This window comes from Gluconobacter sp. R75690 (assembly GCF_015244525.1).
In the GTDB taxonomy this organism is placed as follows: Bacteria; Pseudomonadota; Alphaproteobacteria; order Acetobacterales; family Acetobacteraceae; genus Gluconobacter; species Gluconobacter potus.
In genome coordinates this window covers 75,733-98,604 of the sequence record NZ_JABCQB010000004.1, presented here as the reverse complement: position 1 = coordinate 98,604, position 22,872 = coordinate 75,733, and the positions used below count along the sequence as shown (strand labels likewise).

21 protein-coding genes and 1 tRNA gene are annotated in these 22,872 nt (G+C 60.8%); 7 read left to right on the top strand and 15 right to left on the bottom strand.

All coding sequences use genetic code 11. The features are described from left to right. Positions 1-67: 67 nt before the first annotated feature. The 3 genes from dnaA to mutM all read right to left on the bottom strand — a co-directional run bounded on the left by dnaA (position 68) and on the right by mutM (position 3,061). Complete coding sequence (gene dnaA, locus HKD27_RS06090) at positions 68-1,507, bottom strand: chromosomal replication initiator protein DnaA (RefSeq protein ID WP_228518356.1); 1,440 nt, start codon at positions 1,505-1,507, stop codon at positions 68-70. A 324-nt stretch (positions 1,508-1,831) separates the two neighbouring features. Continuing rightward, positions 1,832-2,101, bottom strand: a complete 270-nt coding sequence (gene rpsT / locus HKD27_RS06085; protein ID WP_011253998.1) for a 30S ribosomal protein S20 — start codon at positions 2,099-2,101, stop codon at positions 1,832-1,834. 126 nt (positions 2,102-2,227) lie between these two features. After that, complete coding sequence (gene mutM, locus HKD27_RS06080; protein WP_194688902.1) at positions 2,228-3,061, bottom strand: bifunctional DNA-formamidopyrimidine glycosylase/DNA-(apurinic or apyrimidinic site) lyase; 834 nt, start codon at positions 3,059-3,061, stop codon at positions 2,228-2,230. 30 nt (positions 3,062-3,091) lie between these two features. Between mutM and HKD27_RS06075 the strand changes: the two genes are divergently transcribed. The 5 genes from HKD27_RS06075 to HKD27_RS06055 all read left to right on the top strand — a co-directional run bounded on the left by HKD27_RS06075 (position 3,092) and on the right by HKD27_RS06055 (position 8,633). Then, positions 3,092-3,880, top strand: a complete 789-nt coding sequence (locus HKD27_RS06075; RefSeq protein WP_153429170.1) for a class I SAM-dependent methyltransferase — start codon at positions 3,092-3,094, stop codon at positions 3,878-3,880. A 4-nt stretch (positions 3,881-3,884) separates the two neighbouring features. Then, positions 3,885-5,075: a bifunctional phosphopantothenoylcysteine decarboxylase/phosphopantothenate--cysteine ligase CoaBC gene (gene coaBC, locus HKD27_RS06070; protein WP_194688901.1), complete on the top strand. Its 1,191-nt coding sequence runs from the start codon at positions 3,885-3,887 to the stop codon at positions 5,073-5,075. Between the two features lie 29 nt (positions 5,076-5,104). Further along, entirely contained in the window at positions 5,105-5,560 is a 456-nt protein-coding gene (dut, locus tag HKD27_RS06065; protein WP_011253994.1) for a dUTP diphosphatase, read from the top strand. A 90-nt stretch (positions 5,561-5,650) separates the two neighbouring features. Beyond that, entirely contained in the window at positions 5,651-7,294 is a 1,644-nt protein-coding gene (locus HKD27_RS06060; protein ID WP_194688900.1) for an ABC transporter permease subunit, read from the top strand. Between the two features lie 25 nt (positions 7,295-7,319). Continuing rightward, complete coding sequence (locus tag HKD27_RS06055; RefSeq protein ID WP_011253992.1) at positions 7,320-8,633, top strand: AAA-associated domain-containing protein; 1,314 nt, start codon at positions 7,320-7,322, stop codon at positions 8,631-8,633. Between the two features lie 9 nt (positions 8,634-8,642). Here HKD27_RS06055 and HKD27_RS06050 read toward each other — a convergent pair whose 3' ends face one another. From HKD27_RS06050 to HKD27_RS06040, 3 genes are all read right to left on the bottom strand, one after another. Next, on the bottom strand, positions 8,643-10,025 hold the full coding sequence (locus tag HKD27_RS06050) for a DUF2252 domain-containing protein (protein ID WP_011253991.1): 1,383 nt from the start codon (positions 10,023-10,025) through the stop codon (positions 8,643-8,645). A gap of 53 nt (positions 10,026-10,078) precedes the next feature. Next, positions 10,079-10,624, bottom strand: coding sequence for a peptide-methionine (S)-S-oxide reductase MsrA (gene msrA / locus HKD27_RS06045; protein WP_011253990.1), 546 nt, complete (start codon positions 10,622-10,624; stop codon positions 10,079-10,081). A gap of 88 nt (positions 10,625-10,712) precedes the next feature. Beyond that, positions 10,713-12,659: a CocE/NonD family hydrolase gene (locus HKD27_RS06040; protein ID WP_194688899.1), complete on the bottom strand. Its 1,947-nt coding sequence runs from the start codon at positions 12,657-12,659 to the stop codon at positions 10,713-10,715. A 152-nt stretch (positions 12,660-12,811) separates the two neighbouring features. Here HKD27_RS06040 and ilvD point away from each other — a divergent pair, with 152 nt between their 5' ends. Further along, positions 12,812-14,668, top strand: a complete 1,857-nt coding sequence (gene ilvD / locus HKD27_RS06035; RefSeq protein ID WP_194688898.1) for a dihydroxy-acid dehydratase — start codon at positions 12,812-12,814, stop codon at positions 14,666-14,668. On the opposite strand, the gene HKD27_RS06030 is transcribed toward ilvD, so the two are convergent. Genes HKD27_RS06030 through HKD27_RS06015 form a run of 4 tightly spaced genes read right to left on the bottom strand, consistent with a single transcriptional unit; the run spans position 14,646 to position 20,250 of the window. Next, on the bottom strand, positions 14,646-15,524 hold the full coding sequence (locus tag HKD27_RS06030) for a hypothetical protein (protein ID WP_194688897.1): 879 nt from the start codon (positions 15,522-15,524) through the stop codon (positions 14,646-14,648). The two genes, ilvD and HKD27_RS06030, sit on opposite strands and share 23 nt — an antisense overlap. Continuing rightward, a complete protein-coding gene (locus tag HKD27_RS06025; protein ID WP_194688896.1) occupies positions 15,517-18,183 on the bottom strand; it encodes a valine--tRNA ligase in 2,667 nt (888 codons plus the stop codon). The genes HKD27_RS06030 and HKD27_RS06025 overlap by 8 nt, the downstream gene beginning before the upstream one ends. Before the next feature lie 55 nt (positions 18,184-18,238). Next, on the bottom strand, positions 18,239-18,760 hold the full coding sequence (locus HKD27_RS06020; protein WP_194688895.1) for a DUF2497 domain-containing protein: 522 nt from the start codon (positions 18,758-18,760) through the stop codon (positions 18,239-18,241). 32 nt (positions 18,761-18,792) lie between these two features. After that, complete coding sequence (locus HKD27_RS06015; protein WP_228518355.1) at positions 18,793-20,250, bottom strand: TolC family outer membrane protein; 1,458 nt, start codon at positions 20,248-20,250, stop codon at positions 18,793-18,795. Between the two features lie 156 nt (positions 20,251-20,406). Between HKD27_RS06015 and HKD27_RS06010 the strand changes: the two genes are divergently transcribed. Further along, positions 20,407-20,480: transfer RNA gene (locus tag HKD27_RS06010), tRNA-Cys, on the top strand. Between the two features lie 52 nt (positions 20,481-20,532). On the opposite strand, the gene HKD27_RS06005 is transcribed toward HKD27_RS06010, so the two are convergent. The 5 genes from HKD27_RS06005 to HKD27_RS05985 are packed head-to-tail and all read right to left on the bottom strand — an operon-like array spanning position 20,533 to position 22,675. Further along, a complete protein-coding gene (locus HKD27_RS06005) occupies positions 20,533-21,513 on the bottom strand; it encodes a tyrosine-type recombinase/integrase (RefSeq protein WP_194688894.1) in 981 nt (326 codons plus the stop codon). A gap of 53 nt (positions 21,514-21,566) precedes the next feature. Further along, the gene (locus tag HKD27_RS06000; RefSeq protein WP_194688893.1) at positions 21,567-21,806 is read right to left on the bottom strand and encodes a hypothetical protein; all 240 of its coding nucleotides are present in this window, start codon (positions 21,804-21,806) and stop codon (positions 21,567-21,569) included. Further along, positions 21,799-22,227 carry a hypothetical protein gene (locus HKD27_RS05995; protein ID WP_194688892.1) on the bottom strand — a complete coding sequence of 143 codons (429 nt, stop codon included), beginning with the start codon at positions 22,225-22,227 and terminating at the stop codon, positions 21,799-21,801. Before HKD27_RS05995 ends, HKD27_RS06000 begins: the two co-directional genes overlap by 8 nt. Next, positions 22,224-22,490: a hypothetical protein gene (locus tag HKD27_RS05990; protein ID WP_194688891.1), complete on the bottom strand. Its 267-nt coding sequence runs from the start codon at positions 22,488-22,490 to the stop codon at positions 22,224-22,226. The genes HKD27_RS05995 and HKD27_RS05990 overlap by 4 nt, the downstream gene beginning before the upstream one ends. Continuing rightward, positions 22,487-22,675 (bottom strand): hypothetical protein, encoded by a 189-nt coding sequence (locus HKD27_RS05985; protein WP_194688890.1) that lies wholly within the window; start codon positions 22,673-22,675, stop codon positions 22,487-22,489. Before HKD27_RS05985 ends, HKD27_RS05990 begins: the two co-directional genes overlap by 4 nt. Positions 22,676-22,872 lie beyond the last annotated feature (197 nt).

Sequence of the window (22,872 nt, the reverse complement as noted above, 5' to 3'; positions counted from 1 at the left end):
AATTAATTGAGAGAACCTAGCAGACCCCCGTCCCTCGGGAAAGAGAGGGATCGGAGGTCCGGGCGGGTCAGCCTTCCAGCATCCGGCGCAGCAGTTCCACGTCCTCGGCGAAGGATGTGTCCTGATCCATCAGCTCGGTCACGCGGTTGACGGCGTGCATGACGGTCGTGTGATCGCGGTTGCCGAATTTGCGTCCGATTTCCGGAAGAGACCGGCTCGTCAGTTGCTTGGCCAGATACATGGCCACCTGACGCGGGCGTGCCACCGCACGGGCACGGCGGGCCGAGGACATGTCTGTCAGACGGATATTCCAGTGCTCGGAGACCTTGCGCTGGATTTCCTCGATCGTCACGCGGCGATCGTGCGCCTTCAGCATGTCCTTGAGAACATCTTGCGTCGTATCGAGCGTCACAGGACGTCCAACCAGATCAGCATGGGCGATCAGGCGATTGAGCGCGCCTTCAAGCTCACGGACATTGGTCGTGATCTTGTGGGCGAGATATTCCAGAACCTTGGACGGAACATGCGTGCCCGAAGCCTTGGCCTTGGCTTCCAGAATGGAAATGCGCAGCTCGAAGGTCGTGGCATGGATGTCTGCGACCATGCCACAGCCCAGACGGGTCCGCAGACGGTCTTCAAGGCCTGACAGGTCAGACGGGCTTTTGTCGGCACTGACGATGATCTGGCGACCGGCATCGACGAGGGCATTGAATGTATGGAAGAATTCTTCCTGGGTATTGTCCTTGCCGATCAGGAACTGGAGATCATCGATCATCAGCACGTCAACAGAACGGAGCTGTTCCTTGAACTCCATCGTGGACTGCGAACGGATCGCCGCAATGAAGCGGTACATGAACTTTTCCGCGGACATGTAAGCCACGGAGACCTTGCCAGTCCGGGTCAGCTCCGTTCCGATGGCGTGCATCAGATGGGTCTTGCCAAGGCCGACTCCGCCATACAGGAACAGCGGATTGAAGCCTGGGCTCGACGGTTTTTCCGCCACACGGCGGGCGCAGGCATAGGCAAATTCGTTGGGCTTGCCGACGATGAAGGTATCAAACGTGAAACGCGGATCGAGCGGAACGGCCAGATCGCTGCGATTTTCGGGAGCAGCAGCCTGCGGCGCGAGTTCATGCCCCTCGACCGGACCATCTTCCCCGTCCTCTGCGTCGCCCATGGAGACTTCAGGCAGCCCACGCTTGACCTGAAGCTCCACCCCCTTGATGTCCTCGCGCTCGGTACGCCAGAGCGTCTGAAGGCGCTCCTCATACTGGCTGCGGACCCAGTCGCGCAGGAAGCGCGTGGGCAGGTAGAGGGTCAGTTCATCTTCTTCGAGTGGTCCCAGAACGATCTGCCGGAGCCATGTCCGGTATTCGACCTCGCCAACCTCACTCTTCAGTTTCTCACGAACGCGGATCCAGGCGGTTTCCAGCGGTGTCGTCGAACCGGGGGCGGAGGCGCTGGCGTCCAGATACTGAGCGTTTTCCACCATTGTACCCCCTTTCATATCCATTCCCGCACGGGGCGGGTATCAGTTGTGGTTCCCTGCGCGCAGGGCGATTATGCTCTCGACAGAAATCTGCAGCAGAAAAGCTGGCGAATTTCCGGAGAAGCCAGAGCATCCGATACCTTTTTGTCGAACCCCCAGAATAGGCGTCTGCTCAGCCCGAAGCAAGCTGGAACACGAAGGGTTCAGCGGGATGTCATGAGGGTGTTCCCCATCGGCAACCCGGGGTCAGATGCTTGGGAAAAAGATGTCAGGAACTGCAGTCAAAAAAGAACGCGCTCCTGGAGGGGAGCGCGTTCTTCAGTTCCGACCCGAAGGTGAAGCTCAGGCGGTTGCCAGAGCCTTCACGCGGGCGGACAGACGGGACAGCTTGCGGCTGATCGTGTTCTTGGCAATCACGCCCTTGCCTGCTGCGCGCTGCATTTCCGGCTGTGCAACCTTGAAGGCCTCGGCAGCAGCGGACTTGTCACCGGCCTGGATGGCGAGTTCAACCTTCTTGATGAACGTACGCATGCGGGACATGCGGGCAACGTTGCGCTCACGGCGACGTTCGTTCTGACGGATACGCTTGCGGGCAGAAGCTGTGTTTGCCATGGATCTTTCGGTTCAGTTTGCGTTTTGGTCGCGTAAATGGTTGGCGCCGTCTACTCTGTCCGGACGGGTCCCGTCAAGCGTTTTGCACATTTTACACAGGATGGGGGCATCTTCCTGTCACGCTGCCTATTTCTGGCAGGTCGGGCAGAAGAACGTCGAACGGCCTGACTGCGTCATGCGCTGGATCGGACTCCCCGCGCCGCAGTTGGGGCATGGAGCGCCTTCGCGTCCATAGACGAGATGCAGGTCCTGAAAGCCGCCTTTCGTGCCGTCAGCCTGCACATAGTCGCGTAGAGACGATCCTCCGGACGCGATGGCCTGCTCCAGGATCTGTGGAATGGCCTCTGCAAGAGCGGCGGTCTCTTTTCCCGTCAGGGTACAGGCCTGCCGCTCGGGATGAATGCCGCAGCGAAACAGCGCCTCGCACACATAGATATTGCCTAGACCTGCGATCAGTTTCTGATCCAGCAGCGCAGATTTGATAGGCGAGCGCCTGCCCCGGAACAGGTCCGCCAGTGCCGGACTGGTCATGGCGTCCGAAAGAGGCTCCATTCCCAGATGGGCCAGAAGGCGGTGACTGTCTTCTTCAGCTGTCCGCACAAGATCGACCATGCCGAAGCGCCGGGGATCAACCAGCCCTGCCCTCGCGCCGCTGTCCGTTTCAAGGACCAGATGCTCGTGTGCTGGCGGAGTCGCGTTTGTCCCCGCCCGGCCAATCGTGAGTCGGCCCGACATGCCCAGATGCAGCAGCATGCTCCACCCGCCTTCAAGACGCATGAGAATATACTTCGCGCGCCTGCGGAATGAGAGAACGTGATGGCCTTCCAGTTTTTCCCGCAGATCAGCGGGAAACGGCCAACGAAGGTCGGGACGATTGACGGAAACATGGCTGATTCGGTGCCCTTCAAAGGCATCACGAAATCCGCGCATGACGGTTTCGACTTCTGGAAGCTCTGGCATGGCTGGCCTCAACGATATATCGATTGCCCCATGACCGATAGTGCAGAACACAACGCCTCGCCCTTCCAGTCCTCCGCACACGCCGAGGACACCACCGATTTCGGCTACCGGAGTGTTCCGCGCGGCCAGAAGAAGACGATGGTCCGGGAGGTGTTCGAGAGCGTCGCCGGGAAATACGACATCATGAATGACGTGATGTCGCTGGGTATTCACCGCGTCTGGAAGCGCATTTTCGTGGGCATGCTCAATCCGCGCCCGAACATGAAGCTGCTGGATCTGGCTGGTGGTACGGGTGACATCACCTTTGGCTGGCTCCGTGCCGGCGGTGGCCCTGCCATCCTATCCGACATCAATGCCGCCATGCTTTCCGTGGGACGTGACCGCGCCATCAAGGCCGGGCTGATCGGCAAGATCGAGGTCTGCGTCGTGGACGCGGAAGCCATCCCCCTGCCCGACTGCTCTGTTGACCGCGTGACGATTGCCTTTGGTCTGCGCAACTGCACGGACAAGTCGGCCGTGCTGCGTGAGGCGCGTCGTGTCCTCAAGCCGGGTGGACGCTTCTTCTGCCTGGAGTTCTCACAGGTCGAGATCGCAGCGCTCGCGCCGATCTATGATATGTGGTCCTTCCAGGTTCTGCCCAAGATGGGCCAGATCATCGCCAAGGATTCCGAGAGCTACCAGTATCTCGCCGAGAGCATCCGCATGTTCCCCGATCAGGAAACGCTGGCACAGATGATGCGCGATGCCGGGCTTGAGCAGGTCCAGTACCGTAATCTCTCGGGTGGCATTGCCGCCATCCATTCCGGCTGGCGTCTGTAAGACCATGCGCCGCGTCCTGCTGATCGTCTCGGGCGGCATTGCGGCGTTCCGGGCGCTTGAGCTGGTGCGGCTGCTGCGGGCTGAGGGCATTGCCGTCACGCCCGTCATGACCAAGGCCGCCAAGGCTTTCGTCACCCCGCTCAGCCTTGAGACACTGGCGGGCGAGCGCGTGCATGACGTGCTGTTCGAGCCGACGCAGGAAAGCGAGATCGGGCACATCGCCCTCGCCCGGAGCGCGGATCTTGTGGTCGTCTGTCCCGCCACCGCTAACATCATGGCGCGCATGGCCCATGGTCTTGCGGATGATCTGGCGACCACCCTTCTGCTCGCGACCACATCCCCCATCCTTCTGGCCCCGGCCATGAATGTGCGGATGTGGGAACATCCCGCGACGCAGGCCAATCTGAAAGTTCTCGAAGCACGCGGCGTTTCCATCGTCGGACCAGACGTGGGAGCCATGGCCTGCGGAGAAGTCGGCGCGGGCCGTCTGAGTGAGCCGTCCGCGATCCGCGACGCCATCCTGCATATCCTGATGCCGGACCGCTCTTTGGCCGGACGCCGCATTCTCGTGACGGCTGGCCCGACTGTCGAACCGCTCGACCCCGTGCGGTTCCTGTCCAACCATTCTTCCGGCCGACAGGGCTATGCCATTGCGGCGGCTCTGGCGGCACGGGGCGCGAACGTCACACTTGTGAGTGGACCGGTTTCGATCCCCGTGCCTGACGGCGTCCATCGCATCTCCGTTCAGACCGCCCGCGAGATGCTGGCAGCCTGTGAAGCAGCTCTGCCGGTCGATGCTGCCGTCTGCACCGCCGCCGTCAGCGACTGGCGCGCAAAGGAACTGGCCCCGGGCAAGATCAAGAAGACGGGTGATGGACCACCCAGACTCGAACTGGTGGAAAACCCGGATATTCTGGCAACGCTCTGCCGCGCTCCACAACGCCCGCGTCTTGTCGTAGGTTTTGCCGCCGAGACGGATGACGTTCTGGACAACGCCCAGGCCAAGCGTCTTCGCAAGGGGTGCGACTGGCTGGTGGCCAATGATGTGCGTCAGGGCGTGTTCGGCGCCATGCGCAATACCGTCAGCCTGATCGACGACAATGGCGTTCAGAGCTGGCCGGAAATGGACAAAACGGATGTCGCGGAACAGATCGCGCAGAGGATTGCCGCGTTCTTCGCTGACCCATCTTCATAGGGATCGCAATCCGGGATAAGACAGAGGCCATGACGACAGACCTGATTGATGTGCGCATCACGCGCCTGCCTCATTCCGAAGGCCTTCCCCTTCCCGCCTATGCGACCGCCGGTGCCGCAGGATTCGATTTCCTGGCCGCAGTGGACGCCCCCATGACGATCGCTCCGGGTGAGCGCGTTCTGGTGCCGACCGGGCTGTGCATTGCCCTGCCGCCCGCCTACGAGCTTCAGGTACGCCCGCGCTCGGGTCTGGCTCTCAAGCATGGCATCACACTGCCCAATTCGCCTGGCACCATCGACGAAGACTATCGCGGCGAGCTTCGCATCATCGTCATGAATGCGGGCACCGAACCCTTCACTGTCGAGCGTGGCACCCGGATCGCGCAGGGCGTGCTGGCCCCCGTCTCCCGCCTGCGCTGGACGGAAGTCGAGACGCTGGATGAGACGGCGCGTGGCGAGGGCGGCTTTGGCAGCACCGGCCACTGATCCGGCCGGTGACATGCAGAAAACACTTGAGCCTTCCAGACGTCTCTTTCTAACCTCTGGTTTCCATCAAGAGGAAGGATCGCGCGCATCATGACGGGCAGCCCGATGGCCATGCCCATGCGGATCATGCATCGCTGGCGCCAGCGCATGAGCGGCATCGAACTTTCGATCCTGTTCTGCGCGACCGCTTTTGCACTTCTGGTGCTGCCCCGCGCTTCTGTCGCGCCTGTCCTGTCCGCCATGCCACCGGCTGCGCCCCTGCCGTTGTGGGACATGGCGGGGCTGACCGTCCTGCATGTGATCCTGTCTCTGCTGATTGTGGTGGCAGCATCGTTGCTTCTCTCAGGTGCGGCGTGCCAGTGGCCCCGTTTCAGGGCATTTCTCATCCCCGCCCTCTCTGTCGCCCGTGCCGTGCCGGGCCTCGGCCTGATCGGAATCCTGGCTGCGCTCTTTCCCCCGACCCTGACCATCATGCTGGTTGCCGCGTCCAGCATGATCTGGCGGATCGTGACGGCCGTGCTCGACGCGGAAGACACGCTTCCCCCCGCGCTTGATGAAGTCGCAACCGGCCTGCGCATGACGGGCTGGCAGCGTTTCTGGCGCCTTCAGATGCCAGTCGCCGTACCCCTGACGACCTTCAGAGCCATGCAGGCCATGCCGGCTTTCTGGGTCCGGCTGCTGTCCGCCGAAGGTCTGATGATGCTGATGAGCCATCAGGCAACGGGCGGATGTGGTGCAGACGCCCTGCAGGCCATGCTGGACCATCATCCGCTCCGGATCGTCGAAGTTTCCGGGATCATTCTTCTGCTGATCCTCGTGATCGATCAGGCTCTCATGCGTCCCATGGTGGGCTGGGCGCAGCGTTATCGGCCCGAAGGCCCGTTCGAGGAACGCGCACGCCCGCAATCCTGGTTACTGACGATCTGGCGGCGCACAAAGCTCATGCTCTGGCTCAGCGGAGGCGTGAGTGATGCCCTCGTCTGGATCGGGAACTGGCGCCTGGGTCGTCCGCGCAGCATCCTGCCCGAGCGCCACAGGACAGTCCGGGAGCTTCCAGAGGCGCTCCTGCCTGTCGTTTCCCTGTTTCTTCTGGTTTATGCGGTCTATCACGCCGGCCTTCTGGGGCAGGTTCCCGCGGATCTGGCCGAGAGCGTGCTCACGCTTTCGCATGTCTGTGGGACGCTGCTGCTGTGTGTACTGGTCTGGGTTCCCTTGGGTCTTGTGATCAGCGAGCACGGATCCTCCCTGCGCAATGTCTGCCGGATGGCTGTGATGGCCTGCGGTCTTTTTCCGGCCGTGCTCCTCTATCCGCTCTGTCGGGAGCTGGGGCTCGATTCACCGGTCATCCTGCTTTTTCTGGGCGCGCACTGGCTGGTCGGGATCGTCGTGCTCGACGCGGCGAAAGCCATTCCCTCAGGTCTGAGACAGGTTGCGGCGGGTCTGCGGCTGCGGGGTGTCCTGCTGTGGCGGCGCCTTCTGCTTCCTGCCATCGCGCCGGAACTGTGCGGCGGCCTGCTGACGGCGGTGGTACCGGTCTGGAATGCGGTGATGGTGGCGGAGGCTTTCGTGCCGTCCGATAGCGGCCTTGGGGCCGCCCTGCTTTCCGAGGCCCTGAGCGGGGCCGTGGCGGCGCAGATCCTCGCGCTGATGCTGCTGACGCTTCTTTCCATGCTGCTGGATCGACTGGTCCTGCAACCTCTCGCCGTGAATGCGGCCCAGAAATATACGATTTGAACCTCAGGCTGAAATCCACAGACCCATGAAATCTCTCCTGTCCCTTCGCGAATGTCGCCAGACCTATCTCAAGGAGAGCAGCACGGATCTGGTCGTACTCGATCATGTCAGCTTCGATGTGCGGACGGGTGAAATACTGGGTCTGTTGGGGCGTTCCGGCTCCGGGAAATCCTCCCTGCTGCGGATCATGGCCGGCCTGACCCCGCCAATGTCAGGACAGGTGTTCTGGCAGGGTGCGCCCGTAACAGGCCCCTTGGATGGTGTGGCGACGGTCTTTCAGTCCGGCGCGCTCTTTCCCTGGCTCACTCTGCGGCAGAATGTGGCGCTGGGTCTGGAAATGCGCCGCCTGCCCCGTGCCGAGCGCGAAGCCATGACCGACGCCGCCATCGAGGTTATGGGGCTTGAAGGCTACGAGAATGCCTATCCGAAGGAACTGTCCGAAGCCCTCAGCCAGCGCGTCTCCTTTGCGCGCGCGCTCGCGCTTCAGCCGTCCCTGCTCCTGCTGGACGAGCCGTTCTCGGCGCTGGATGTCCTGAGTGCCGAAAACCTGCGGACCGATCTGATCGAACTGTGGGACGAGAAGCGCCTGCCCCTCAAAGCCATGCTTCTGGCGACGCACGGGATCGAAGAAGCGGTTCTGATGTGCGACCGCATCCTCATTTTCTCCTCCAGCCCCGGTCGCGTAACACACGAGATCGCAGTTCCTTTCCCGCATCCGCGCAACCGCGACGACGAGGATTTCCGCCGCTTCGTGGACCAGATCTACGCACTCATGACACGCCGCGCGCCCATCGTTTCCGAGGCGGACCCCGTCCAGCCACCCGTTGCCTCGGCCACAGCGCTTCCGCCCTTCTCCATCGTGCTGCCGGATCTGGCGGTCGAGGTTCTGGTCGGACTGATGGAAGTGCTGGAAAGTGAGCCGCTCTCAGGACGGGCCGATCTGCCCGAACTGGCACAGCGCCTCCAGATGACGCTGGATGACCTCCTGCCGCTGGGTGAGTCACTTCAGCTTCTGGATCTGGCGGAGCTTGAGGATGGCGACATTCTGCTGACGCCCGATGGTCAGGCCTTTGTCGAAGGCGATTCCGACACCCGCAAGGATCTGATGCGCAAAGCGCTCCTGCATCACCTGCCCCTGCTGCGTTCCATCCGCAGTACGCTGGACGAGCGTTCGAGCCACACCGTGGACGCCGCCCGCTTCCGCAAGGCCATGGAAGAGAGCATGTCACCCGATTATGCGCGGCAGACCCTCACCACGGCCATCGGCTGGGCCCGCTATGCCGAGCTGTTCGACTATGACGAGGAATCCGACCGCTTCCATCTGGAGAACGAGGAATAAGCTCGCGCCTCAGGCGCAGCAGACGCGCTTGTCCGCGATGGCCTGCGTGAAGGCTTTCCAGTCCTTCTCGCTCTGATCCGCATAGAGCACTGCAAAATCGGCAATAGCGCGTGCAAAGGAATGTCCCTTCCCCAGATAGCCGGCCAGCAGGGGCAGATCGGCGGAGCGGCCATGTGAACGGCCCAGGGTCCTCCCACAGAGTGCGGCATATTCCGGTAAAAGCGCGTCCTCGATCTTCTCGCCGATCATGGCCAGACGGACATCCTTGGTCTGGCGCACATAGAAGTCCCGGCCCCCACCGGCCTTGCGTCCGGTCTGGTCGGTCGTGCGCTTTCCGGTGGTGTGCGTCCAGCCCAGGAACGTATCCGAACTGGCCTGCATGATGCGCTGGCCAGTGACGACCCGCTCCCCGTGGTTGGGCAGGTCCACAGCGCCCTGGAAAGGTTCGAGAACGGAGGTCTGGGCTTCCTTGATCTGAAGGATCAGGGGTTCATTATCGGCGGTCGTGAACAGTCCGAGCGCACAGAACGTCCCGACACTGCCGATGCCGACGACCTTGAACAGCACGTCCTGCAGGGCATAGCGCTCCAGAACGATCCTGCGTTCGGGCGGCAGGTCGCTGACATAGCGTGCGAAGGCGCCACGGACGATGTCATTGTGCTGTGGCAGGCGTGTGACGAAAGGCGGATGTTCTTTCAGGCGTCCTGCGGATTTGGGATCGATCATGCCGAAATGACCGGAAATGGCCCCGAGTTCGGACTGGATCTTCTCCATCATGCCCGTGCGGATCCTGTCGTCCACGATCCCGTCAATGACCGCCCGCACATCGATCCGTTCGTTCCAGGCCTGAAGCGGCGGAAGCTTCGACAGACGGGCAATTTCATCGACGTAATGCTGAACAGCCGAGACCGCCAGACGACGGCAGTGCTTTTCAGACAGCGAGGCCTCGCGCCCCGCCAGAACAAGGCTCGTCGCCAGACGCTTGAGGTCCCACTCGAACGTCGCGGGAGCGGTTTCATCGAAATCGTTGATATCAAAGACCGGAAGCCCTTCCGGAGACGGATAGCATCCGAAATTGTCCAGATGGCAGTCCCCGCAGGACTGCACCCGCAACCCGGTCTTTGGTGTGAAGGACAGGTCAGACGCCATGACAGCCGCTGCCCCCCGCAGGAACGCGAAGGGCGAGGCCTTCATGCGCTGATGGCGGATCGGCAGCAGATCCGCGATCCGGCTCTTCCCCTGCTGCAGCAGGATCCCGATCGGATCAGGACGCTTTGCAGGCGGAACCCACAGGGCGTGGCTGCTGCGCTTGACGGTCTTGCGCAGGGCCACGCCGGCTTCATAGCGGGCCTGGCGGGTACGGAGCGGCGGGAAAGAAGGTGTCTTTGTCATGGTTTGTCACGGTATCCGAAAAACGCTCCGCGACAAAGCACCTATACTCCGCCTTAGTCAGGCTGCTTGAGGCGGTCGCGGTAAAGCTTGCGGGCCTTGGCGACCTTGGGAGCCACCACTGCCGCACAATACGCCGTCTGCGGGTTGCGGGCGAAATAGTCGTGGTGCTTTTCCTCAGCCGGCCAGAAATGGGCGGGCCCTTCGATGGAGGTCACGATCGGATCAGGCCAGATGCCTTCAGACTCAATTTCGGCCCGCACCCTGCGGGCTGTTTCCTGCTGGGTGGCATCCCCGAAAATGACGGAGCGGTACTGCGTGCCGACATCGTTGCCCTGCCGGTTGAGCTGGGTGGGATCATGCGTCGTGAAAAACACGCGCAGGACATCTTCCAGGCCGATTTCAGCCGGATCGAACACGACCTTTACGACTTCGGCATGGCCCGTCCGCCCGGTGCAGACGGCTTCATAGCTTGGATTGTCGACGGAGCCGCCGGCATAGCCCGGTTCGGCCGAAATGATGCCGCGCAGGCCGCTAAAGACGGCCTCGACGCACCAGAAGCAGCCTGCGCCAAGAAGGATGGAAGACTGTTGGGTCGTCATGATGATGCTCCGCTAAAAGGATCAGCCCTCCTATATGGGAAGGCTGATCCTGTCTGACGAGTTACCGGATGGCATGAAGCGCGCGGGATTACTGCGCGGGTGCGACGGTCGGGAGCCAGATGGCGCTGGCGTGATCGCCACCGCGGTGGATGGTCTGGGTCGCGACGTGATAGTCCGAAGCCTTGGCGTCGAAAATGTTCGGCACGAAGGTCTGGGGGTTGCGGTCATAGAGCGGGAACCAGCTCGACTGGATCTGGATCATGATCCGGTGCCCCTTCTGGAACACATGGTTCATGGCCGGAAGCGTAAAGCGGTATTCCTGCACCTGCCCCGCCGGAATGGCGGACGGATGCGTAAAGCTCTGCCGGTAACGTCCGCGGAAAATATCCATCGACATCGGCAGCTCATAGCCACCCATCTGCGGATTATCCGGCGTCAGACCGGGCTGGACATCGATGATCTTCACTACAAAATCCGCATCCGTTCCCGTGGTGCTGGCGAAAATATCGGCCGTCGGCACACCCGATACCGTGACCGGAGCATCAAGCACGGGCGTTTCGTAGGTCAGCACATCCGGACGGCTTTCGGCGAACCGCTGGTCGGTCACGAGCCAGGCCTTCCAGCGCGGATCCTCGCCCATCATGTACGGACGCTGGACGAAAGGCACCGGATGGGCCGGATCGGAGACATAACTGTCCGTCTCAGGCAGCGTGCGCTTGAAGGCCAGACCATGATCCGGCTGCAGATACAGGCGCTCACCCTTCTGCATGCAGGTCGTGGTGCAGTCGCTCAGCCAGTTGCGGAAGTGATCCCAGTGGTTCTCACCGGTATTGTAGATGATGGCTTCATCCAGATGCGGATCAGGCGCGTTCTTCAGATAGTGATCGAAGAACGGACGCATGACATTGGCGCGATACCACAGGGCGGTGTCACCGTTGAAATGCAGCGGGCCAAGCGTGGAGCCATCATAATTCACACCACTATGACGCCACGGCCCCATGACGAGGATGTTCGGAACCTGCGTGTGATGCGCCTTCAGATTCATCCAGGAATGGATCGCACCCCACATATCCTCCTGATCCCACAGACCCTGCTCCCAGATCGTCGGAACCCTGAGCGGCTTCTTCACGATCAGTTGGTCCAGTGCCTGATCCTGCCAGAAGGCGTCATAGGCGGGATGGGCCTTCATGCGGCGCCACCAGGGGAACTGGTCCAGCCCCGCCTTCGTCGCGAAATTGCCGGTCGAGACATCGGCGAGGAACGTCGTGTAGTCGTCCGCATCCGGGCGGGGAATGGACGGACCGGAGCCGGCTTCCGTCATCTGCGCCGTGAAATAGTCCAGTCCCGGCTGGCGGAACGCACCGTAATGGAACCAGTCATCGCCCATCCAGCCATCGACCATCGGGCTTTCCGGAGCCGCAACCTTCAGCGCCGGATGCGGATCGAGCAGCGCCATGACGACGGTCCAGCCCTCATAGGACGATCCCGTCATGCCGACCTTGCCGTTGCTCTCGGGCAGGTTCTTCACCAGCCAGTCTATCGTGTCCCAGGCGTCGGTCGTATCGTCTGTTTTGGTCGGGTTCAGCGGGCCGATCGGCGGCCGCGTCATGACATAGTCGCCCTGTGAGCCATACTTGCCACGAACGTCCTGAAAGACGCGGATATAGCCTTCATCCACAAACACGCCGTCCCCCTGCGGCAGGATGGCGCGCATGGTCGAGGCATCGGGAACGCGGTTGGCGCGTTCGCTGGCATGATAGGGCGTACGGGTCAGCAGGATCGGGGCGTTCTTGGCACCCTTGGGGATCACGATGACCGTATGCAGCTTGATGCCATCACGCATGGGGATCATCACGTCGCGCTTGATGTAATCGCGCTGGTCGATCGGCATGCTGACATGGGCGGGAATGTCGCTGCCCGTCTGGATCATGTCAGGCGTGACCGCAGGGGTGGATGTGGCGGGTTCGGCGGCCTGTGCCGCACACAGGAATGTCGCGGCCAGAGCGGTGCCGAGGCTCAGAAAATGACGTCTCACGAAAGGCTCCTGATTTTTGTTGCGAGTTTGGACCGGACGGAGTCTTTCGGGCAAGAGGAGCCAGCGCGGCTTTTCATATCTTTCCTGCACTGGCTTCCTCGCGCCTGATTCGCTATGGATCAGGGCCTTCTTCCGTCATGAAAGTATCTTCCATGCCTGCCTACCGTTCCCGCACCACCACACATGGCCGCAACATGGCTGGCGCACGTGCGCTCTGGCGGGCGACGGGTATGAAGGATGGCGATTTCGGCAAGCCCATTATCGCCATTGCCAATTCCTTCACGCAGTTCGTGCCTGGCCACGTCCATCTGAAGGATATGGGTAGCCTGGTGGCGTCCGCGATCGAGGAAGTTGGCGGAATTGCCAAGGAATTCAATACGATCGCAGTGGATGACGGCATCGCGATGGGCCATGGCGGAATGTTGTATTCCCTGCCCTCGCGCGAACTGATCGCGGATTCCGTGGAATACATGGTCAATGCGCACTGCGCGGATGCAATCGTGTGTATCAGCAACTGCGACAAGATCACGCCGGGCATGCTGATGGCCTCCATGCGCCTGAACATCCCCGTCGTGTTCGTCTCCGGTGGCCCGATGGAAGCCGGCAAGATCAATGGCCCGGGTGTGACGCGCAAGCTGGACCTGATTGATTCCATGGTCGCGGCCGCCAATCCGGACGTGTCCGACAGCGAGTCCGAACAGATCGAACGCTCCGCCTGCCCCACCTGCGGCTCCTGCTCGGGCATGTTCACGGCCAATTCCATGAACTGCCTGACCGAGGCACTGGGCCTGTCCCTGCCCGGAAACGGCTCCCTGCTCGCCACCCATAGCGATCGTCGCGAACTGTTCCTGAGTGCAGGTCGCCGGATCGTGGAACTCGCACGCCGCTGGTACGAACAGGATGACGCGTCTGTCCTGCCCCGCAATATCGCCACGCGCGCGGCCTTCGAGAACGCCATGACGCTCGATATCGCCATGGGCGGCTCCACCAACACGGTCCTGCATCTTCTGGCGGCAGCCCGCGAAGGTGAAGTCGATTTCCACATGCACGACATCGACCGCCTGTCACGTCGTGTGCCCAATCTGTGCAAGGTCGCACCGGCCAAGAATGACGTGCACATGGAAGACGTCCATCGCGCCGGCGGCATCCCCGCCATTCTGGGTGAACTGGACCGCGCTGGCCTGATCCACAAGGATGTTCCGACTGTCCACGCACCGACACTCGGGGACGCACTGAAGAAGTGGGACATCCTGAACGGCGACGAAGAGGCCGCTCATCTCTTCAAGGCCGCGCCTGGCAATGTGCGGACCGTTCATGCTTTCTCGCAGTCCAGCCGCTACCACGAACTGGATCAGGACCGCGAAGCCGGCGTCCTGCGCGACAAGGCGCATGCCTTCTCGCAGGATGGCGGTCTGGCCGTGCTGTACGGCAACCTTGCCGAAGATGGCGCCATCGTCAAAACGGCTGGCGTCGAAGCCAGCATCCTGACCTTCACGGGAACGGCGCGGGTCTTCGAGAGCCAGGACGATGCCGTAGCGGCTATCCTGGGTAACCGCATCGTGGCCGGTGACGTCGTGGTCATCCGCTACGAAGGCCCCAAGGGCGGCCCCGGCATGCAGGAAATGCTGTACCCGACGAGCTATCTGAAGTCGAAAGGTCTGGGCAAGGTCTGCGCCCTGATCACGGATGGCCGCTTCTCAGGTGGAAGCTCGGGCCTGTCCATCGGCCACATGTCCCCCGAAGCCGCGGAAGGCGGCCTGATTGGTCTGGTCGAGGACGGCGATCGCATCGAGATCGACATTCCGAACCGCACTCTGCACCTCGCCGTTTCAGATTCCGACATTGCCGACCGCCGCGAGCGCATGAATGCGCGTGGCGCCAGCGCCTGGAAGCCGAACCGTGAGCGCGTGGTCTCGAAAGCCCTTCAGGCCTATGCCGCAATGACCACGAGCGCGGCCCATGGCGCCGTTCGCGATCTGTCGCAGATCATCGTGAAGACGCGGATCTGATCGCAGTTTCCACGGCGTCCTGCAATTCGGCGGACGCCAGCATCTTCGAGGCGACATGGCCGGTCGCCGGGACGAGCGTAATCGTCCAGCCAAAGGGAACATTGAGCTTTTCAGCCTGTTCCCGGCCCTGGGCATAGGCCCACTGTCCGCGTTCAAGGCGGTTGCGGCCCTGTTCCGTCGCTGCGGGAATATGTTCTGTGGCTGAGGACGTTTCGGTGTCCTCAGCTCCCAGAATGACGGCGATATTTCGTGAAAGATAGCGCTTGAGGTCTGGAAGATTGCCGGATTCCGGCCAGTTGCGGAACCCGTAAGGGACCGCTGTCTCCGTTTCAGGCTCCACATAGGTCGCGGGGTTCATGATGACCGTCATGACCTCTTCGCCCGGAGCATAGGCTTCAACCCGTTCCAGATACTGTGCTCCGGCGGAGTGCCCCATCAGAATGATCGGCAAGCGCGGCTCGCCGGAAACCGCCCGCGCCCACTGCTCCAGCAGCTTCATGTAGGTCGCCGCAGGAGGCGTCTGCTGTAACGCCGGAAAACCACCGCGCTGATATTGCTGAACGGAGAACCGCGCCACCGGAAAGTCGGGCGCGAACACCAGACTGCATTCATGTCTGGCGAGCGGGATCGTGTCGTCGCGATATGTGGCGCTGTTGCGGTTCTTTCCTGCAAGCACGAACAGGATGGCCCGGATCTGACACGCCGCCGGCCGGAAGACCGAAACCTCGAAACGCTCCCCCGCGAGGGTCGCAGTCTCAAGGCTTCGCCCCTCCGGTAACGACCGGGCCTCAGCCACGCCTGCCATGACGGCAAGAATGGCTCCTGCAAGGCAGGCGGCCGTTTTCAACTCAGGCAAGACGCCCCAGAGCCGCCTTCAGCCGCTCCAGATCGCTCTGGAAAGTCGCCAGACGTTCGCGGTTTTCTTCCACGACTTCCGGTTTGGCGCGGGCTACGAAGTCCGCGTTGTCCAGCTTGCGCGTGACCTTGAGGATCTCGCCTTCAATCCGGGTTATTTCCTTGGCAAGTCTCGCCCGTTCAGCCTCAAGATCGATCAGACCTTCCAGCGGAATGAAAACAGTCGCCTCGTCGAGGACGATCTGGGCCGCATTGCGCGGTGCATCCTCTCCGACCACGCCGACTTCCGAAACACGAGCCATACGGCCGATGGCCTCAGCCCATGTCTTCGCACGCTCCAGATTTCTCGGAGCCGCATCGCGCAGCAGAAGTGGAGCCTTCTGCGATGGCGGAATGTTCATTTCCGAACGCACCGTCCGGACATCTCCGATCAGCCGGATCACCCAGTCCAGTTCGGCCCGGGCTTCGTCGGCCCGGGTCACCGTCATGATCTCCGGCCAGCGGATCTCCTCGAATTTGCCCGGATAGCCAAGCTCCTGCCACAGCGTCGCCGTCACAAACGGAATGACCGGCTGCATCAGACGCAGGATCAGCCCCAGAACATGCGCGCTGACAGCCCGCAACTCCGCGGTTTCCTCGTTTTCCGCCGCAAAGACGGGCTTCGAGAACTCCACGAACCAGTCACAGAACCGGCTCCAGACAAACCGGTAGCAGCAATTGGCATATTCATCGAAACGATAGACCGACAGGGCCCGTCCCGCTTCGGTGATGGCATCGTTCGCTTCCGTCAGGATCCACCGCCCAAGCGCGCTCTTGACGCTCGCCGGGTCGAAGTCTTCCGTCGGCTGGGCACCGTTCATTTCAAGGAAACGCGCGGCATTCCACAGCTTCGTGACAAAGGCGCGGTGTTCTTCAACACGCTTGCGCCCAAGCTTGATATCCCGTCCCGGCCCCGTGCCCGCACAGATTGCCAGACGCGTCGCATCCGCCCCGAACTCGGCCACAAGATCCAGCGGATCAAGACCGTTGCCCTTGGACTTGGACATCTTCTGGCCCTTCTCGTCCCGGACCAGCCCGTGAATCAGGACAGTCCGGAACGGGACATCATCCATGAAGTGCAGGCCCATCATCATCATCCGGGCAACCCAGAAGAAAATGATGTCAAAGCCCGTAACCAGCACGCTGGTCGGATAGTAACGGGCCAGCTCCTCCGTCCTGTCAGGCCAGCCAAGCGTCGTGAAGGGCCACAGGGCGGAGCTGAACCATGTGTCCAGAACGTCCTCATCCTGCGTAAGGCTTACGCCCTCGCCAGCCTGGGCCTGCGCATCCTGTTCATTTTCCGCGACATAAACCTTGCCGTCCGCCCCATACCAAGCCGGGATTCGGTGTCCCCACCAGAGCTGCCGGCTGATGCACCAGGGCTGGATATCGCGCATCCAGGCGTGGAACGTGTTTTCCCACTGCCGCGGCTCAAAAGCGATCTTTCCGCTTTCGACCGCCTCTACGGCGGGGCCGGACAGCGTCTTGGCATCGCAGTACCACTGAAGCGTCAGGCGCGGCTCAACGATTGCACCGCCACGCTCCGCATGTGGCACCTGAAGCTTGTGCGGCTCGATCTTCTCCAGCCACTCCAGACGCTCAAGCTCGGCAACAACCTGCTTGCGGCCTTCTTCGCGGCTCAGCCCATTCAGGGATTCGACGAACGCAACCGAAGCCAGTCCTTCGACGTCGCGCAGCTCAGGGCGGATTTCCTCAATCCACAGGCAGGCCGTTTCATCAAGGACAGTCGGAGCCGGCAGATTGTGACGCTTGCCGACTTCAAAGTCATTGAAGTCATGTGCCGGCGTGATCTTGACGGCGCCTGTGCCCTTTTCCGGATCGGAATGCAGATCGGCGACAACAGGAATGCGACGCCCCGTAAGCGGGAGGATTACGGTCTTGCCGATCATATCGGCATAGCGCTCATCCTCAGGATGAACAGCCACCGCAACATCGCCCAGCATGGTTTCCGGACGTGTTGTGGCCACCGTGATGGTCCGGCCGTCTTCCAGCGGATAGCGGATATACCACATGGACCCCTTGGTCTCGTGGTTTTCCACTTCCAGGTCCGAAATGGCCGAACGGAACTTCGGATCCCAGTTCACCAGCCGCCGGTCGCGATAAATCAGGCCTTCATTATAAAGGGTGACGAAAACTTTCCGGACAGCACGGGACAATCCGTCGTCCATCGTAAAGCGCTCACGCTCCCAGTCTGCCGAGGCGCCGAGCTTGCGGAGCTGCTTGACGATCGTGCCGCCGTATTCCTGCTTCCAGTCCCAGACGCGTTCGAGAAAACCTTCGCGCCCCAGAGCGGTTCTGCTGGTGCCTTCCTTGTCGAGAGCACGCTCGACGACCATCTGCGTGGCGATGCCCGCGTGGTCTGTCCCTGGCTGCCAGAGGACATTGAATCCTTCCTGACGTTTCCAGCGAATCAGCATGTCCTGAAGGACAAAATTCAGGGAATGGCCGAGATGCAGCGTGCCCGTGACGTTCGGCGGCGGGAACATGATCGAAAAAGGCTCACCCGGCTGGTCGGGGTGAGCTCGGAAAGCGCCGCTTTTCTCCCACGCGTCGTAGAGGGCATTTTCATGATCGGCGGGGACGAAGCTTTTTTCGAGCATGGTTATCCAGGACAGTCAGTACAGCAGGTGGAAGAACGTGCTTCCACCGCCCTTCTTACTCTCGTGGACGCAGACGGGCAATTTCCGCACGGACAAGAATTTCAACCAGCGACGGAAGATGGGCATCCAGCCATGTACGCACCATGCTCCGGACTTCGCCTCGCACCATGTCCTCGATCGTCAGGCCGCTGCTCCGGCTGATGACAGTGTCTGATGCAAGGGGAGTAGTTCCGCTGAATGCAGCGTGAAGCTCATCCAGAGAACGCTCCGCGGCAGCTACTGTCTGGGCATTCATGAGGTCATCCTTGGCCGGTTCGCTTTGGGCAGGCTGAGATGCCGGGGGGGCTTCGGATGCGGAAGCGGCAGCGGCCTCGGTCGGCGCCGCTGTCACGGGCGGTGCGACCATCATGGAGTTATCGAGGGTCAGTTCTTCTTCCTGGGACGGCATGCTGGGCTTCTCCGCGGTCGATTCAGGCGATTTGGGATCTTCATGAAGAGCACGCCGGATCGAACTCAGGACGTCTGTCATTGCGTCGTCGGCATGGTGGTCTTGCTGGATCGAGTCAGAAGAAGTCATGGATTGTTAATATTCCGTTTGATTGAAAAATTTTATCGACCGGGCTGGTTGATCGCATAGTCGCTCAGGCCCCACAGCCTGTTCTTGACCGCATTGTAATAGGCTTTTTCGTCATAAAGCGGGACGCCCAGTTTGAGATCGACGGCTGTGAGGCGCCCGATCGCGGCTGCGACGGCATAGGAGGAGGTCACGAGGTTTGAAAGATGCTGCACGAGGGTCCGCTGGGACTGCAGCAGGGTCTGCTGCTGCTGAAGCACCGCGAGCGTCGTGCTCGTTCCAACGAGGGCCTGCCGCTCAACGCCGTCCAGCGCGATCACATTTGCCGAAATGGCCATACGATCGCTGGAAATCGACTGCTTGAAAGAAACCATCTGCTGCCAGCTTGAAGCGGCCTTCTGAAGGGCCGTCCTGCGCTGGACATCGACTTCACGGTGAGCAGCCTGTGCATCCTGACGGGCCCCACGGATCGTGGCGTATTCTGAGCCACCCTGATAAAGGGGGATAGTGAACTCGATCTCGCCGAACTTGTTGTCCTGAAGTGAGTCGCCATAAGCCTGATTGACGGAATGCTGATAGTTCAGGCTCGCCGAAACCTTGGGCATGATCTGGGAAATCTGGACAGAAATATTGTCCTTGCTCTGGGCTTCGGTGAACAGTGCGTTAACGACCTGAGGATTGTTCTGGACAGCAATAGCCACTGCTTCCTGTTCACTGTGAACGGGAAGGTTGAGAGGCTGGGGGGGGACCAGATTGGGGGGCGCTGCGATACCGACCATCTGGAGGTAGGTCGCCTGTGCGCTCTGGAGCGTGCCTTCAGCCTGCTGCCGTTCGGCGGTAGCGCTGGCAAGGGCCGCTTGTGCCTGCGCAACGTCCGTCCGGGTGATCTCACCAACGTGAAAACGCTCCTGGGTCGCCTCGACCTGCTGCTGCAGGACGTGTTCGTTGTTTATGGCGATTTGCAGGAGTTGCTCGTCTTCAATGATGCCTACATAGGCACTTACGACATTGGTGAAGACTTCCTGTTCCGTCTCGATCAGATGGGCGCGTTCGGCCATAATCTGGTTTGTGGCGGCATGCACGTTGGCGACCGTCTTGCCTCCCTGATAGAGCGGCTGGGTGATGGCAACGCTGCCCATGTATCCGGGCGTCTGATAGCGGCGTGAGCTGCCGAGATAGCCACCTTTCGAGGCATAATTGGTACTGCCATCATAGTAAGTGAGGTTCAGTCCGGTCTGGACAGTAGGGCGCCATCCTGCAAGAGCCGTGGGAAGCTGTTCATCCGTGGCACGCAGATGAGCCCGTTCCTCGCGTAGTGTCGGATTGGTCAGGTATGCCGTCGAAAGCGCTTCCTGCAGCGTGTGCGGGATGAAATTCGGTGAACCGCTACCGTCATATTTCTGGGCAAGAGCAGTTCCGCTCAGGAGAAGCGACAGAAGACCAAGCCCGAGGGGGGCCTTCAGTTTCATCGCGCCGTTGCATCCTGAAGTCATGAGATTTCCTGCTCTTTAAGTATGCATTATATCACAGCATTATGTGAATCAGTCCTTAATAGCCTGTTGGAAGGAAGAAGAAAAATCCTTCCGCAGATCAATTATCGGTCTTGACCCTTCGGGCGCTAAGAGAGATATAGCGCCTGTCTCCGCCGAGGTCCGGTGGCAGAATGGTGATGTAGCGGACTGCAAATCCGCGTATGTGGGTTCGATTCCCGCCCGGACCTCCAGAGACAATTTTCACCCGCAGAAAACAGCCATTTTTCAGCCAGTTTTACAATCTTAGGAATTTGGTTTTACAGCCTCCAGTAGCGCCATAGCCTGCTTTGCCAGCCGTTTCTGATCCACTGACCGCGTGTAGCGCTCCACTTCCGATAGAGTCTTGTGACCGGTGATGGCTGCGATCTGGTGCGTTGTGCATCCCGCCTCCGCCAGCCTCTGTGCGGCAGTTTTCCTAAGCCCGTGAGCAGATAGGTCCGACGGCAAGCCGGCTGCCAGCGTCCAATCCTTCATCAGGTTGCCGAGCGAATCGGAGGATGGTTTTCGGCCGGGCGTAACCTCCAGATAGTAGGCCTTTACCCCTGACGTTGCGGCCAGTGCTAAGGCCAGATCCTTCAGGATGGGCACCATCAGGGCAGTCCCGGTCTTCTGTTGCGTGACGGCGATCATACCATCCTTGATGCTGGCCGGGCCGATTTTCACGACGTCGGAACGCCGTTGGCCTGTGTAGAGTAGAAGCGCAAAAGCTGTCCGCGCTCGTGATCCCAAGGGCCAATGTGCTTGAAACTGCGCAACCTCAACTTCGGTCCATGCCCGTGCGCCTTCGGCTTTTTCCTTCAGGCGCCGAACATCTCGGGCCGGATCCACCTGGGTCAGGTCCTGTTCTATGGCATGGCGGAACAGGATGCTGAAGATCCTCAGCCAGCGATTGCCGGATGCAGGCCGGTCAGAGAACCGGTTGATAATGGCGCGGATGTGTTTCGGCTCGAAGTCAGAGACATGGAATGTGGCAAAGTCCTCCTGCATCATGCGCAGAACAATATTGCGGTGTCCCACCTGGGTAGATGGCTTGAGCGAGACAAAGGCATTGCTCTTGAGCCAATCCTCACACAGGCGGGCAAACGTACCGACCCCACGAGTGGGCTTTGGCTCCTCAGCCGGGATCTGGGCAATCGCGGCGTGATAAGCGGGCCAGAAGGCTGGATCATCAACGGATGGAAGCGGCTGACGCGGAAGATGCGGATGCCTGAAATAGACACGCACCTTCCCGTCCCTGCCACGATGCCGTTGCAGGTATTTCACTCGGACAGAGACCATTAGGTGTTCAGAAGCTCATCCAACGCGGTACGCGGCTTTGCGCTGCCCACCGTTTCCTCAATGCCCGATTGACGATCAAGCCACCGGTCCAGCATCTTGCGATCCCAGAGGCGTCGGGTGCCAATGGTGAACGAGGCGATTTCAGGCGCAACGCGTTCACGAAACAGGCTCTCTTTGATCCCCAAGTATTCCGCTGCCGCTCGGATCGGCAGGCAGCGCGGGGTTACTGTCTCACTCATCACTCCCTCCCATCACCGGTGCTGCCGGCAGAGGTTGCCATCCGACAAACCAGTCATCCACCATGCCCCCCCACCCCACCGGGGCAGCGACAGTCCAACCGAGATCAAAGCCGCTCTCAAGGATACCAGCATGGGACACGACAACCCAGCGGCCATTCCAGAGCTTTAGATCCTTGCGCTCTGGCCTAATGCGCGGAAACAAATCATCGTGGATCTTGGCCAAGACTAGCGTCCTGTCCTTCGGCGCTTCTGATATCGGCCGCCACGCTGCGGCGTCTGCTGCTTTGAGGGCAAGGCGCGCATCCTCACGAAAGTCAGATTTGGTCTGTTCACTCGTTTCGTCCTGCCACAGCGCGGAGAACATCCCTTCGTAAAGTGCCCGCGCCGCCGCATTGATCCTGGGGTCTGTTGGGTTGGTCATTTCGGCGTCTCCACTTTCTTCCCGTGTGCGGCCTCAAGGCGTGCAGCCAATGGAACACGCGCAAATAGTCTGTTTGTGCTGTCGAGATTTTTCAGGGCGCTTTTCAGTCGTTCCCGCAGATCTTCGACCGTCTCAGCCAAGGCCGCGAAGGCGACAAGCGTCCCTTCGATTTCGGCCGCCGCTTCTTTGCAAAGGTCATCATCCCCTCTTGCCCTGAGCCTTTCGCACAGGATCTCGGCCTGACGGATGCTTTCAGCCTTCATCCCCGTTCCTCCGCGTCCATGGCGCGGTCGATGCTGCGGCGGATATCTGTAAGGTCAGCGGGCAATGATCTTTGATACCGCGACAAAACGACATCTTTCCAGCGCCCGTAAGAAGCATGCTCTCCGACGACAATGTCTTGCTCCCCAAGCCACTCCAGCCGCTCCGTATCTGTCCGCCCGCTCATGCCGGGTCTCCTGCGGGGAAATGCGGGACAAAGCATACTCGGCGGCTCCGTCCGGTGTAGCCACACTCGGAACAGCCGCCACCTTTACTAGTTGAGGAATAAAATTCCTCGGTATCAGCGCATCCACTGCATTCGGTGGAAAAGGATACTCGCTCGCAAAGCTCGGGTACCCCGAGATTGTCCGTATCCGGGATAAA

Coding starts and splice junctions, on each gene's coding strand:
- dnaA (WP_228518356.1), bottom strand. CDS start 1,507: ATGAAAGGGGGTACAATGGTGGAAAACGCTCAGTATCTGGACGCCAGC.
- rpsT (WP_011253998.1), bottom strand. CDS start 2,101: ATGGCAAACACAGCTTCTGCCCGCAAGCGTATCCGTCAGAACGAACGT.
- mutM (WP_194688902.1), bottom strand. CDS start 3,061: ATGCCAGAGCTTCCAGAAGTCGAAACCGTCATGCGCGGATTTCGTGAT.
- HKD27_RS06075 (WP_153429170.1), top strand. CDS start 3,092: ATGACCGATAGTGCAGAACACAACGCCTCGCCCTTCCAGTCCTCCGCA.
- coaBC (WP_194688901.1), top strand. CDS start 3,885: ATGCGCCGCGTCCTGCTGATCGTCTCGGGCGGCATTGCGGCGTTCCGG.
- dut (WP_011253994.1), top strand. CDS start 5,105: ATGACGACAGACCTGATTGATGTGCGCATCACGCGCCTGCCTCATTCC.
- HKD27_RS06060 (WP_194688900.1), top strand. CDS start 5,651: ATGACGGGCAGCCCGATGGCCATGCCCATGCGGATCATGCATCGCTGG.
- HKD27_RS06055 (WP_011253992.1), top strand. CDS start 7,320: ATGAAATCTCTCCTGTCCCTTCGCGAATGTCGCCAGACCTATCTCAAG.
- HKD27_RS06050 (WP_011253991.1), bottom strand. CDS start 10,025: ATGACAAAGACACCTTCTTTCCCGCCGCTCCGTACCCGCCAGGCCCGC.
- msrA (WP_011253990.1), bottom strand. CDS start 10,624: ATGACGACCCAACAGTCTTCCATCCTTCTTGGCGCAGGCTGCTTCTGG.
- ilvD (WP_194688898.1), top strand. CDS start 12,812: ATGCCTGCCTACCGTTCCCGCACCACCACACATGGCCGCAACATGGCT.
- HKD27_RS06025 (WP_194688896.1), bottom strand. CDS start 18,183: ATGCTCGAAAAAAGCTTCGTCCCCGCCGATCATGAAAATGCCCTCTAC.
- HKD27_RS06020 (WP_194688895.1), bottom strand. CDS start 18,760: ATGACTTCTTCTGACTCGATCCAGCAAGACCACCATGCCGACGACGCA.
- HKD27_RS06015 (WP_228518355.1), bottom strand. CDS start 20,250: ATGACTTCAGGATGCAACGGCGCGATGAAACTGAAGGCCCCCCTCGGG.
- HKD27_RS06000 (WP_194688893.1), bottom strand. CDS start 21,806: ATGAGTGAGACAGTAACCCCGCGCTGCCTGCCGATCCGAGCGGCAGCG.
- HKD27_RS05995 (WP_194688892.1), bottom strand. CDS start 22,227: ATGACCAACCCAACAGACCCCAGGATCAATGCGGCGGCGCGGGCACTT.
- HKD27_RS05990 (WP_194688891.1), bottom strand. CDS start 22,490: ATGAAGGCTGAAAGCATCCGTCAGGCCGAGATCCTGTGCGAAAGGCTC.
- HKD27_RS05985 (WP_194688890.1), bottom strand. CDS start 22,675: ATGAGCGGGCGGACAGATACGGAGCGGCTGGAGTGGCTTGGGGAGCAA.